This window comes from Rothia sp. ND6WE1A (assembly GCF_001683935.1).
Taxonomy (GTDB): domain Bacteria; phylum Actinomycetota; class Actinomycetes; order Actinomycetales; family Micrococcaceae; genus Rothia; species Rothia amarae.
In genome coordinates, this window is record NZ_LXTU01000073.1 from 69,113 (window position 1) to 81,727 (window position 12,615).

The 12,615-nt window shown below is 53.8% G+C and carries 12 protein-coding genes, 4 tRNA genes and 1 riboswitch; of the genes, 4 read left to right on the plus strand and 12 right to left on the minus strand.

What is annotated here, in order from left to right; genetic code table 11:
* Positions 1-6: 6 nt before the first annotated feature.
* Positions 7-132, minus strand: a riboswitch (FMN riboswitch).
* A gap of 70 nt (positions 133-202) precedes the next feature.
* From A7E48_RS10200 to zapE, 11 genes are all read right to left on the minus strand, one after another.
* On the minus strand, positions 203-1,132 hold the full coding sequence (locus tag A7E48_RS10200) for a hypothetical protein (RefSeq protein ID WP_068173041.1): 930 nt from the start codon (positions 1,130-1,132) through the stop codon (positions 203-205).
* 81 nt (positions 1,133-1,213) lie between these two features.
* Positions 1,214-1,876: a ribulose-phosphate 3-epimerase gene (gene rpe / locus A7E48_RS10205; protein WP_068173136.1), complete on the minus strand. Its 663-nt coding sequence runs from the start codon at positions 1,874-1,876 to the stop codon at positions 1,214-1,216.
* 99 nt (positions 1,877-1,975) lie between these two features.
* The gene (locus A7E48_RS10210) at positions 1,976-3,688 is read right to left on the minus strand and encodes an RsmB/NOP family class I SAM-dependent RNA methyltransferase (protein ID WP_068173044.1); all 1,713 of its coding nucleotides are present in this window, start codon (positions 3,686-3,688) and stop codon (positions 1,976-1,978) included.
* Positions 3,685-4,617: a methionyl-tRNA formyltransferase gene (gene fmt, locus A7E48_RS10215; protein WP_068173047.1), complete on the minus strand. Its 933-nt coding sequence runs from the start codon at positions 4,615-4,617 to the stop codon at positions 3,685-3,687. The genes A7E48_RS10210 and fmt overlap by 4 nt, the downstream gene beginning before the upstream one ends.
* Positions 4,617-5,210: a peptide deformylase gene (gene def / locus A7E48_RS10220; protein ID WP_068173050.1), complete on the minus strand. Its 594-nt coding sequence runs from the start codon at positions 5,208-5,210 to the stop codon at positions 4,617-4,619. Before def ends, fmt begins: the two co-directional genes overlap by 1 nt.
* Before the next feature lie 59 nt (positions 5,211-5,269).
* Complete coding sequence (locus tag A7E48_RS10225) at positions 5,270-6,151, minus strand: cytochrome (protein WP_068173053.1); 882 nt, start codon at positions 6,149-6,151, stop codon at positions 5,270-5,272.
* Positions 6,152-6,272: 121 nt separating this feature from the next.
* Positions 6,273-6,348, minus strand: a tRNA-Gly gene (locus tag A7E48_RS10230).
* 193 nt (positions 6,349-6,541) lie between these two features.
* Positions 6,542-6,613: transfer RNA gene (locus tag A7E48_RS10235), tRNA-Val, on the minus strand.
* 27 nt (positions 6,614-6,640) lie between these two features.
* Positions 6,641-6,711: transfer RNA gene (locus A7E48_RS10240), tRNA-Cys, on the minus strand.
* Between the two features lie 50 nt (positions 6,712-6,761).
* Positions 6,762-6,834 (minus strand) — tRNA-Gly (locus A7E48_RS10245).
* 215 nt (positions 6,835-7,049) lie between these two features.
* Positions 7,050-8,105: a cell division protein ZapE gene (gene zapE, locus A7E48_RS10250; protein ID WP_233126073.1), complete on the minus strand. Its 1,056-nt coding sequence runs from the start codon at positions 8,103-8,105 to the stop codon at positions 7,050-7,052.
* A 193-nt stretch (positions 8,106-8,298) separates the two neighbouring features.
* On the opposite strand from zapE, the gene ybaK reads away from it, so the two are divergent.
* The gene (gene ybaK / locus A7E48_RS10255) at positions 8,299-8,793 is read left to right on the plus strand and encodes a Cys-tRNA(Pro) deacylase (protein ID WP_068173057.1); all 495 of its coding nucleotides are present in this window, start codon (positions 8,299-8,301) and stop codon (positions 8,791-8,793) included.
* On the opposite strand, the gene A7E48_RS10260 is transcribed toward ybaK, so the two are convergent.
* Positions 8,790-10,076, minus strand: a complete 1,287-nt coding sequence (locus A7E48_RS10260) for a S9 family peptidase (protein WP_083147374.1) — start codon at positions 10,074-10,076, stop codon at positions 8,790-8,792. The two genes, ybaK and A7E48_RS10260, sit on opposite strands and share 4 nt — an antisense overlap.
* A 144-nt stretch (positions 10,077-10,220) precedes the next feature.
* Between A7E48_RS10260 and msrB the strand changes: the two genes are divergently transcribed.
* From msrB to A7E48_RS10275, 3 genes are all read left to right on the plus strand, one after another.
* Positions 10,221-10,634, plus strand: a complete 414-nt coding sequence (msrB, locus tag A7E48_RS10265; protein ID WP_068173059.1) for a peptide-methionine (R)-S-oxide reductase MsrB — start codon at positions 10,221-10,223, stop codon at positions 10,632-10,634.
* A 191-nt stretch (positions 10,635-10,825) separates the two neighbouring features.
* Complete coding sequence (locus A7E48_RS10270) at positions 10,826-12,088, plus strand: HRDC domain-containing protein (RefSeq protein ID WP_068173141.1); 1,263 nt, start codon at positions 10,826-10,828, stop codon at positions 12,086-12,088.
* Positions 12,089-12,136: 48 nt separating this feature from the next.
* A complete protein-coding gene (locus A7E48_RS10275) occupies positions 12,137-12,595 on the plus strand; it encodes a Rieske (2Fe-2S) protein (RefSeq protein ID WP_068173061.1) in 459 nt (152 codons plus the stop codon).
* Positions 12,596-12,615 lie beyond the last annotated feature (20 nt).

The window sequence follows — 12,615 nt, forward strand, 5'->3', positions numbered from 1 at the left end:
GTTTTGTTCGTGCTACCTTCCATCCAGACTGTACTGTCGGTCTAGGAATTTCACCTAGCAGGCTCACGCTTGCGCGTAAGTTAGCGGACTATCACCGCCGGTTCGGAATTTCACCGGGTCCCGGAGCACGATTTTTAGTTGTTCTTTGATTATGGCACAGAGATTTATTTGCCCCAAGTAGGTGTACTTTTGGCAGGCCTTGTCAGGGGCGCTCATCTGGGAAAGGCTTTGCGGGAAGGTGACTTCCGGCAGATTCCTCCGAGGAGGACGGCGCGGCCAGACGGTTGGCTCGTTCCTGGGCTAATTTGACCGCTCGGTAGTTCACCTTGGCTCGCAATGCATCTCTTCGGAAACCGTTTTGCTGGAATGTATCGAGGGCTGCTTTGGCGTGCAACACAGCCGAATCAAGGGCGTCGGCTTCAAATTCCACCGCTGCTAAGCCCTCTAAACACGAACCGATTTCCCAGGGGCTGTTCATTGCCTGGAACGCTTCAAGAGCTTCAGCGTAGAGCAGACGCGCGGCGTCCATATTTTTTTCGACTTTTTCCAGGTAAGCAAGCTGCATGAGCCCCGTTGCACGAGAATGTTCTGAAGCTCCCGATTCAACTTTGCTGAAATTATCCAGTGCCTGTAAAAAGAGGGTGCGGGCAGATCCAAATTGGTTGTCTCTTGCATTGAGGTTAGCGGCCAAAAGTGCGTTATCGCCGGCTCTCTCCCAATTTTTGAGTGAAATGAAGTCTTCTGCTGCCTGAGCGAATGACTGCCTTGCTTGCTCGGCGCGGTCACAAGACATATAGAGCGACCCAAGGTTCTGACGTTGTTCAGCAACCTGCTCAGCATGCCCCAGTCGGATGAAAGCATCCAAGGCTTCTTCGGCAAAAGGCATCGCAAATTCGTGCATGCCGTTATTACCATAGGCTGCAGCTATAGCTGAGGCCGCCATGGCTTCGCCCTCTGATTCTAGGACGGCGCGGAATTGTTTGAGGGAAGATTCGAAGACTGCGATAGCACCGGGGAAATCTTGCAGTTCAAAGAGCCGCCGTCCCTTCTCGAAAGACTCCCATGCATGCCCCAGCGGCGTATGGGCGGCACGTTTGATGGGGCGCTGGTGCACGGTGTTGCCTTTCTTCATGAGGGGAAATTTTTTATCTTAGCTTAGTCAGAGCATTCGCGGAACGATTGGTTGCTCGATCAAACTTTATCCTGGGCAGAACTAGGAGTGGGGGTGCTCTGCAGCCTGGCGCAATGCCGCAATAGCGGCTGAGGGATCCTCAGCACCATAGACCGATGAACCAGCCACGAAAACGTTTGCGCCCGCCTCAGCAGCGCGAACAATAGTTTCTTCGGTGATTCCGCCGTCCACTTGGATAGCAAGTGGAGTGGGCGAATCCTTCAGTGCTGCGGCAGCACGGCGGATTTTAGGCAGAGTAACATCAAGGAACTTCTGGCCGCCAAAACCGGGTTCAACGGTCATAATCAGCAGCATGTCGAGCTCACTCAGCATATCCAAATACGGTTCGACGGGCGTGGCGGGGCGAAGCGCCATCCCCGCCTTAGCTCCTGCCTCGCGCAAAGTACGGGCTAGCTTGATGGGAGCAATCGCAGCCTCCGCATGGAAAGTCACCGACTCGCATCCAATTTCTGCGTACTGTGGTGCCCAGCGGTCGACGTCCTCAATCATCAGATGAACGTCAAAAGGAACAGGTGAGACCTCGCGTAGTCGCTTAACCACCGGCGGACCCCAGGTGAGGTTGGGAACAAAGTGGTTGTCCATCACGTCAATATGAGCGGCATCAGCGGTGCTAATCGCCTCTAGTTCAGCCTGCAGGTTAGCAAAATCAGCACTTAAAATAGAGGGGTTGATATGGCAACTCATGGTCATTCCGCCTTCACACTTCAGTGGGTCAGTAGCTACTATTCCACTCTATTGCAAAAGCCTCCCAGCATAAACTGAGAGGCTTGAGTATATATGGATTTATTTCTTCTGGAACAGTGCAAAGAACATAGCATCCGTACCGTGAATATGCGGCCACAGCTGGGCTGTAGTCTGCGATGGATGCCTCTCATCGAGCACATGCGCTGGGTCTAGCTCCCCTGCCAGTACAGAATTACCTGCAGAATCTTTCAACGCCGCGTTGCGCAGTGCTGCTGCCGAATCAAGAAGTTCAACCTCACCGGATTTGAGAATATCCAGCACAATGTTCTGGGTCTCTGCCATGTGGGGTGAGCAAGTAACATACGCAATCAAACCCCCGGGGCGAGTCTGCGCTGCCGCAGCATCAAAAAGCTCTTTTTGCAAGGTGAGCAACTCGGCGATATCGCGCGGGGTTTTACGCCACCGTGCCTCGGGACGACGCCGCAACGCGCCCAGACCTGAACAGGGTACATCTACCATGACGCGGTCAAAGAGCTGACCGGGGTGCATGCCCGATGGCAACAGCGACTGTTTTTCTACCGTACTAGAAATCTTCCGACCATCGCCGGTCACAACCTTATAGCTACCCTGGGTCAACGGCTTGAGGGAGGATTCAACCAGCTTTGCCCTGTGTTTTGCTGACTCATTAGCGAGCAATTGAGCACCACGGTCAGCGCCGAGCGCACCCAACAGTGCTGCTTTACCACCGGGTCCTGCACACAGATCAAGCCATGCACGGTCAGTGCCCTCCAAAGGCGCATCCGCTAGTGCACGCGCGACCAACTGAGATCCGGCATCCTGGGCACGCACTGTTCCCTCACGCACAGATTCTAGGCGACCCAAATCACCCGATGAGTACAACGCAGAGCCTTGCACCAAGGTACCCTCTTCAGCGCCTTTATCAAGTGCCTCATCCAAAGAACCTAAACCAGGTAAAGCCACCAAGTTCACCACAGGAGCGGCATTATCGGCGTCCAATAGAGCACCGATTTCTTCAGGGTTACGACCATGAGCCGCCAGCGCCTGCCGGAAGGCGCGAACTACCCAGGCAGGGTGGGACTTGGACAGCGCTAAACGAGTGTATTCGTCCTTGGCATCCGCCTGAATGATGTCCTGCCATTCTTCGGGAGATCGCTCAGAGACTCGACGCAACACTGCGTTGATAAACCCTGCCGGGCCAGAACCAATCTCCGCGCGTGCCAGCGCCACAGTGGAGTTCAACGCCGCGTGGGAGGGAACGCGCATCGAGAGAATCTGATGAGCACCCATGCGCAGCGCCGTCATAATCTGCTTGCCGGTCTTCTCTAGAGGGCGGTCTACGCAGTGCGCCAAAATCACATCATAGGTGCCCTGGTGGCGTAACGTACCGTAGCAAAGTTCGGTAGCGAATCCGGCGTCGCGGTGGTCTAGATGATTTGCCCGAATAGTCTTGGGGAGCACTAGGTTGGCGTAGGAATCGTCCATGACCACAGCGTTAATCACCTGATATGCAGTCAAACGGGCGGGATCGCTAGAACGACGGCGAGCCGAAGGTGCCGACTCGGAGAACTCACGGGAGAACTGCGCCTTACGGTTGCGTTCTCGCCCCTTATCGTTCCGTCGGGTTTCTCCGCCGCCACCGCGTTTGGTACGTCCCGCGCCGGCTGGATTGAAGCTATCGTTGCGGTCATCGCGACGGTTAGCTCCGCTTCGCCCCTGCCCCGCACGGTTGTGTCCTGCGGCTCCGACCGATTGGCCGCCTGAACGACGCCCGCCGAAGTTTGATTGGCTCATGACAACACTACTTTCTGCTCTGCTACTGCAAATCCTAGACCTCGTGCCCAGTCAGCTGCGTTCATCATTTTTTTACCTGCAGGTTGCACCTTGATGAGTTCCACCGTGCCATCGCTTACGGTCACCACAGGCTTCTTATTCACCAGGTGCACGGTTCCCACAGGACCGGCAGGTGTAGCATCGGAGAGAGCGAGCTCCCCCACTTTGAAGCGGGCATCGTTGAAAGTACACCAGGCGCCAGGTTCGGGGGTCACTCCCCGATAGCGCGCTAAAATGTCGGCTTTCGGCAGATTCCAATCCAGGCGTCCATCGTCCAATGACAGCTTGGCAGCATGGGTAGGGTCGCCGCTCTGCGGTATCCCTTCACCTCCTGCCTCAATATCGGCAAAGGCCTCGTTCAAGAGCGAGCCACCGCTGCGGGCAAGACGCAGCAGAATCTCACCTGCGGTGTCAGTAGGACCAACACCGGTTGATTCTTCGCGAAAAACGGGACCAGTATCGAGTCCGCGCTCAATCCGAAAAACATTCGAAAAAATTTCGCTCTCCCCCGCCATCAGAGCACGCTGCACCGGTGCCGCACCGCGCCATTGAGGCAACGATGAGAAATGCAGGTTAATCCAGCCGTGAGGCAATAAATCCAAAGCCGACGGCGGCAAAATAGCACCAAACGCCACTACAGCAGCAATATCTGCCTGAAGTTTCTTAACTTCTTCAGCAACCTCTTTCGACCACTGATTAGCCTTAATAACTGGCAGCTCAAGCTCTTCGCCGCGCTGCGCTACAGCTGAGGGAGTAAGAACGCGTTTGCGACCCTGAGGAGCATCCTCACGAGTCAGAACACCCACCACTTCATGGTCGGTTTCCATCAGAGCGTTGAGAGTTTCAACGGCAAGATCAGGAGTGCCTGCAAATAGAACCTTAAATGCCATCAGCGTTTTCCCCCTCCAAATGCAGACCCAGAAGGCACAACGCCCGCCCCAAATGCAGAAGAAACTGCACTCGCGCGCTCGCTGTGCACAGCCGCAGACACATTTTCAAAATCTGCCTTGCGGATAGCACGCATAGCTTCTTTACGTTCTTCGCCCACCAAACGGTCGATAAAGAGGGTGCCGTATAGATGATCCGTCTCATGCTGGAGCATACGGGCAAAAAGACCCTCACCTTCAAGCACAAGGGGCTTGTTGTCGGCGTCTACCCCGGTGACTCTCGCCCAATTTTTTCGTGGGGTATCGGAGGAAATACCGGGAACCGAGAGGCAACCTTCGCCGCCTTCTTGGTCTTCATCGCCGGTCTCCAGTACAGGGTTAATGATGTAGCCTTCTCGACCATCAATATTTCCGAATGTAAAAATTTTCTTATTGATTCCGATTTGCGGTCCCGCCAGTCCCACGCCGTTGACCTCATACATGGTCTCTAGCATGTCGGCAATCAATTTCTTCAAATCGTCGTCAAAAACAGTGATTTCTTCACAATCACTGCGCAGAACGGGATCGCCCACGGTCCGTACGGTCAAAATCGCCATGAATCTTCTTTCGTGCAGGGAAAACATTTGGAGGTTTTTCTCTTACCAGTGTAGAGAAATTAGGCTTTCTTTTCGTCTAAAGACGGCTCGGCCTCATTGAGAGGAGGAGGGATCACCGGCATCAGCACTTCACACTCTTCTTCAGCCAAAGTCTTGTTATAGTCCCACACCCGCTTGAGAGCACAGAACTTATACCAGTTATTTTCCAGAACTCTCGGGTTAGCTTGTTGCGCCACGACCTCGGTCTCGCCGAGGGCAACACCCATCAGGATAGGAGCTTGTCCGTGTTTCCAGTCTTCCCATTGCCCGGCCTCTGCATCGACCAGAGATTTCTCAGCCTTCAACCCGGCAACAAGCTGCATCACTACTTTGTGATCTAGCGACTTTACTCGCCCTTTGCGATCTGTTCCTTTAGTTTTGTAATCAATAATGCAGGTGTGTCCGGCAATTTCCGCAACCAAATCAAGCGTTCCTGCATAACCCACAGTGTCGTTCCAGATGGTCACTTCGGTGGCTAGTGGAGTGGGTCGAAACTGATCCCACCATTCGTCAAAGCGGTCTGCGTAGGCTTGTTCGCCAAGGCTCACCAGAATTTCACGCATTTCGTCAGCTTCATGGGGCTCACCCATTGCCCGCAACGCAACATTTTCTGCGTAGTTATGAACGCGGTCGCCACGCGCAGCGGCGTCGTCCCTAAATCGTTCACTGGCATTGGCTGCATCCCGGATGATCGCAAATTTTAGACCGGGAGAGGACGACGCCCGATAGGACCGGTGATCCTCTAGAGCCGCTTTAGCAGCCATGTATCCGTGCCAGCCGCCCAGATCCATAGCCTGCTGGCTGATTACCGTGGTAATAGAAGGAACTTCCAGCTCTCCCCCCACAATGCGTGCGTACATTCGACCGAAGTCGGTGTTTGAGGCTAGCCGTGGTGATGTCATATTGCACCTTCACTTCTGCTCGCACGTGCGGGCGGGGTTAGAAATCTACGTGTCTGAAGAGTTCTGCTCCAGTATTCTGGGATAAAAATAAAGGGCTTCCGATGGTTCGGAAGCCCTTCTTTGGAGCGGTTGACGAGACTCGAACTCGCGACATCCACCTTGGCAAGGTGGTGCTCTACCAACTGAGCTACAACCGCGCAACGAAGAAATACTATACACAGCTTTTTAAAACCCTGCAAATTGAAAAGGATGATTCTAAGGGGATCTCGCTGCGATATGCAACACACTGATAAGTTCACCTCGCAGGGTGCGCAGGATTGGGCAGTCACTTTTAGAACTCTTAGTGTTAAACACAAAACCCAGCTGAAAAATTCAGCTGGGTTTAGTTTGTGCGCGATACTGGGATCGAACCAGTGACCTCTTCCGTGTCAGGGAAGCGCGCTACCGCTGCGCCAATCGCGCATAAACAATATGAAAATATTGTCTGCGAGGTGAGGACGGGATTTGAACCCGCGTACACGGCTTTGCAGGCCGCTGCCTAACCACTCGACCACCTCACCGTGCCTTGCATGAAGCCAGGGCCTGTGCTTCTTACTAGAAACAGCATGCGAGCGGTTGACGAGACTCGAACTCGCGACATCCACCTTGGCAAGGTGGTGCTCTACCAACTGAGCTACAACCGCATATGTCACCTTTTCAGGATGGTCACTTGGAGTTCTTCAACTCGCTGACCTGACAGATAAATACTTTACACAGTTTATCCCCCGCTGCCAAATCGACACAACACCTCTCAAAAAACCGCAGAAAATCAGGGATTTCAGCCGCACCGGAAGATCCAAACACCCCTGTGAGCCCCCACCATTTTATATGGAGTATCTCACAGGGATGCTCTTTTTATTTACGCGCGTTCGCCCGTTGCTGCCTCGCGTGCCAGTGCGGTGAGTCTGGATACCGCACGGAAATACTTCTTTTGGTATCCCCCAGCCATCATCTCTTCGGTAAAGACCTGGTCAAACGGAACGCCTGAGGAAACGATAGGAAGATCACGGTCATAGAGCCGGTCAGCAAGGACAACAAAGCGGAGGGCAATATCCTGTCGGGTAATAGGCTCAACGTTCTTCCAGCAAATACCGTCCAAGTCAGCAACGAGCTGGCGGTAGCGAGAGGGGTGAACCTGGGAAAGGTGTTCCACGACGTTGGCAAAATTATCTACTGCAATGCGGGAGTTAGCGGGGAATTTTTCTTCTACAGTTGCTTCCTCGGTGCCTGGGACAACCGGGTTGGGAGCTTTTTCTAGACCGCGGTGACGGTAGTCTTCACCGTCAACGCGCAATACATCGAATTGATCCGCTAATACCTGAATTTCTCGCTTGAAATCCTGGGCGGCAAAACGGCCCTCGCCCAGTGCGCCGGGCAAGGTGTTTGAGGTTGCCACCAAGCGCACTCCTGCGTCGGAAAGCTCTCGCATTAGGCGGGACATCAAAACGGTGTCGCCGGGGTCGTCGAGTTCAAATTCATCAATACAGACCAGCTTGTATTTGCTCAGTGCATCAACCGTATTGCGGAATCCCATGGCGCCTACCAGATTGGTGTATTCCACAAAGGTACCGAAGGCTTTGGGGCCATCCGCAGCATGCCATAGGGACGCCAGAAGGTGAGTTTTACCGACGCCGAACCCGCCGTCCAAATACATACCCTGCGCAGCCGCTGGATTTTTGCTTCCGCCACCAAAAAGTTTGGAGAAGAAGCCGCCCGAACCCTGTGGGCTCTGCCCCATGCTTGCCGCAAACTTTTTCAAAGCCTCAACGGCAGCGGACTGAGAAGGTTGCTGTGGATCTGGTCGATAGGTCTCAAACGACACCTCACCAAATCGTTCAGAGGGGCGGAACCCTGCGAGCAATTCTTCAGGTGAAACCTGCGGACGTCGTTCGGTGAGATGTTCAAAAGTAACCACGAGTGTGCTTTCTAGCCGGTACAAATTTCACACGTGCTATTCATCAGCAGTGTGACTGTCTTGATATCTCAGTCTAGTGAACACCGCGAGTGTTTCCTCTATTTCGGGCTAGAGGTTGCCTTAGCCTTTACATTTTTCTTGTTGCTCTCCTCTCGGTACATTAGAAGCAGAAACCTTTGATGAGGAGAGCACCATGGCTAAGAAAAAGAAAAAAGGCGCCGCCGCAACTGCGGCACTGCAAGTACTGGAAGAAGCAGGCGTTACCTATGAGGTGCGCGAATATTCACATCAAGACGGCGAAAAGGCCTTTGGATTAGAAGCCGCCGCTGCCCTGGGCCGCTCGGAAGATCAAGTTTTCAAAACCCTTATGATTCACCATGAAAAAGAGTATGCGGTGTGTGTAGTCCCGGTAGCAGGCAAACTCAGCCTCAAAGCTGCAGCGGCTGCTCTGGGGTGGAAGTCAGCCACCATGGCAGAGCCTTCAGTCGCAGAGAAACGGAGCGGTTATGTAGTGGGAGGGATTTCTCCTCTAGGTCAAAAAACACCTCACGTTACTGTGCTCGATGAAACTGCCCAGCTCTTTCCCACTATTTTGGTTTCCGGGGGCAAGAGAGGACTAGACATCGAGTTAACTCCCGATGATTTGCTCGCTCTTGCCCAAGGAAAGTATGCGGATATAGCCGCTTAGCTGAGATGCGCAGGTAACCAGGAGGTAACTGCATCAAACCAGCGGCGAGGATCAACATTCCACTCGCGCGTATGGGTTGCTCCTTCGAAGGGGACAAAATCTACCAGAGGTGAACGCTCCGCCAGCTTCTGCGAGCTATAAACGGGCACAAACGCGTCATCCATTGAATGCAGAATCAATGTGGGTACGGTGATGTCCCCCGCATGTTTGGTCCATGAGAGAGTATCCATTTCGATGGGCTCTTGCAGACCGGTAAAGATGTTGAGGGCAGGTTGCGAAATCATCGAGACTCCCAGTGCACCAAGGCGGAGCGGAATTTTATTGATTCGCGTATGATACTGCATCAAATCAAGCCAATCCGCTGCCGGTCCATCTAGAACCATCGCTCGGATAAGACGGCGATTGCGGGCGCGCCTCATGGTCTGGAGGCAAATCGCACCGCCCATTGACCAACCAAAGAGAACTACATCCTGCGCACCGTGTTCCCGCGCGTAGTCGATGGCTATATCTACATCTGCCCATTCGGTAAAACCTAGACCGTAGCGGTTATCTACCGACGGCGGTGCCTCACGATCATTGCGATACGACATGTGCAGCGACGTCATGCCAAGCGCCTGTGTTGTTTCCAATGCCCGTAAGGTTTCTGCGCGGGTGGCACCCATCCCATGCACCATGATTGCCCAAGTTCTTGAACCTGTTTGTACTGTCGGAGATACATCTGGCGAGAATTCGGACTCTGGAAGCCGTGCATCGGGATGGACTAACCAGGCAGGGGCCGAGCCCACCGCCAGTTCCAGTGAAATATCTTCACAGCTATACCCTGCCGCCTCGGGGGTACGCGAAACAACACCGGAAAGTCGACCTCTCTGCGCCGTCGCCAGATCACCGGAAACTACATTGATAATCTTGCGCGTGACCGTCTGTTCTTGGGGGGAATAGGCAGTAATTTCACCCACTACAGCGAATCCTTGACCACCGTTAAAAAATAGACCGTACTCGCCGGGAGCAAGAGTTGCTTCGGTTGCTGGCAAACGCACGCTTGAGGGCTGCTGGTGGCTCGTCAACTCGATGGAGTCATAACCCACCGAGATAAGGCGCAAATCTTCCACCGGCCGTTTGGGAGGAACCACCACCTTGCGAGCAAAATAGGTTGAGACAGCCGCTGCGCTCAGCAGACCGACTGTTGCAGATCCGGCTCCGACTGCGGCTCCGATAGTTGCTGGGGTCCAGGGTGAATTCAGAGTGCGGTCTTTTGTCTGTGCTTTGTTCACGGCTGTTTGCAACGACTTTCTTCGTTCTCACCAGTTTCACTGTGAACTATAGCCGTTCAAACTGAAAAAAGTTTGCCCTTTTCCTGGAAGGAATACCGGTGTGTCTTGACCGGTTATAGTGAGAACATAGGCATTGCAACTGAAGGAGATACACTTATGTCTGAGTTCAAACCTGGCGTGGGTAAAGTCGTCAAAGACTGGCGAGAAGTTCTAAACCCCCAGGAATTTGCCGTACTTCGCGAAGGAGGGACCGAGCGTCCCTTTACCGGTGAGCACCTAGATAACAAAACAGAAGGTGTCTATAAGTGCCGCGCCTGTGACGCCGAGCTTTTCCGCTCTACTGAAAAATTCGACTCCCACTGTGGTTGGCCCTCCTTCTTTGACCCCGCAGCCTCTGACAGCGTGCGCTACCTCGAAGACTACTCTTTGGGCATGAAACGGATTGAAGTCCGTTGCGCCGCCTGCGATTCTCACCTAGGTCATGTCTTTGAAGGCGAGGGATACGATACTCCCACCGATCAGCGGTACTGCATCAACTCCATCTGTCTCACCTTTGAGCCGCAAAAGTAAGCTCACGTGAGAAAAAATCCATCACCTCTGACGCCTCCGCCTTAACGAGGGCGCCAGAGGTGTTCAGCGTTAAAGTCATCTTCCGCCCAAAAATGCAACGGCAGTCGTAGAATAGAATTCTGTGCCAAGAATCAAAACCTCGGCAATCGGAAGAGCTATTTTTGAGGATCAAACGGATGGGTGGGTCTCGTATGAGTGGGCAGTCTGAATCTGTTGCTCCCACGTGCGAGCAACTTGGGCTAGGCGAATTCGCTATTCCTGACATCGTCCTCCTCAATCGACCAGCCGATGGCATCCCTGCGGTCATCAGTACAGAACGCGGTTTGCGCAATGCTGCGCAGGTTCTCAAAAACGCCGAAGGTTCTGTGGCAGTGGACACTGAACGTGCTTCGGGAATCCGCTACGGTCAGCGAGCCTTCCTGGTACAACTCAAACGGGGAGACTCAGGAATCATCCTGATTGACCCCGAAGCATTTGAAGACCTCTCTCTCATTAACGAGGCATTACGCGGCGTCGAGTGGGTTCTCCACGCCGCCACGCAAGATATGCCCTGCCTCGCAGATCTAGGCATGCACCCCGATTTTCTCTTCGACACAGAACTAGGTTCACGCCTTGCTGGCTTTGACCGCGTGGGGTTGGGAACTGTCGTCGAACAGCTACTGGGTTACCGCCTAAAAAAAGAACACTCGGCAGTGGATTGGTCCAAACGACCTCTGCCGGCTGAATGGCTAAACTACGCGGCGCTCGACGTCGAAATACTCGTTAATCTCAGAGACGCCATCGAAGACGTGTTGAGGGAGCAAGGAAAACTCGAAATAGCATTAGAGGAATTCGCCTACCTAGCTTCAGCCCCTCCCAAAGAAAGCACCCCCGACCCCTGGCGCAAAACCAAGGGAATTCAGGCGTTACGTAACAGACGCCAGTTGACGGCGCTGAAAAATCTTTGGTTTGAACGCGACCATCTCGCTCAGAAAAAAGATATAGCACCCAAGCGTTTACTACCCGATTCTTCATTAATTCAAGCAGCTCGGTCAATGCCCCGCACTGTCCCAGCTATACTGGCGATCCCAGGCTTCCAAACGCGATCGCTGCGACGGGAAGCGCCCCGGTGGGTGCGGGCTATCCATGAAGCAAAATCCGCTGAACAACCGGTGCCCTACACCACCCCTGCCAGCGGTCCGCCGCCCATCAAGGCTTGGGAACACAAGCGTCCAGCGTCGCACGCGTTGATTCAGGCGGCAAAGGAAACGCTCAACGAGTTGTCAGACGACATTAATATTCCCCACGACAACATCCTTCAGCCCGATACTTTACGCCGTCTCTGCTGGGAACCACCCCAAGAAATCAGCGAAGATTCTCTGTCATACGAGCTTCGCTCTTTGGGCGCGCGTAACTGGCAGATAAACTTAGTGGTACCAAGACTTCTGCCGCTCTTTGAAAAATATCTGGAATAACCAGGTTTTCAGCCCAAATGATGCGGCACCCCTATGGGAGGAACAAACATGGAGAATGAAAAGACAACCGAGACCGGCGCATTCAGCCGCCGTCTAGCCCTTGGCGGAGCGGGCGTAGCCGTTGCGGGCGTGACCCTCACCGCTTGCGGATCGAATGATTCAGATGCGGGTAAGTCCGCTGAAGGCGGTCTGACCGAGGCGAAAAAGCCTTCGGCTCCCACCGATGTTGCCGCTGCCGCAGATGTTCCCGTCGGCAGTGCGCTCAAAGCTACTTCGGGCGATCTCTCGGTCATGGTAACTCAGCCCAGCGAAGGCAAGTTCAAAGCATTCAGCTCCGTGTGCACTCACCAGGGTTGCCAGCTCAACGTGCAAAATAAGAATCTCGCATGCCCCTGCCATGCGTCGCAGTTCAGCATTGAAGATGGCTCAGTCAAGGGCGGCCCCGCCCCCGAGCCTCTGCCCGAGTACGCCGTAGAGGTAAAAGACGGACGAATCATCGTCTCCTAGCCTTCACACCAGAAATAACC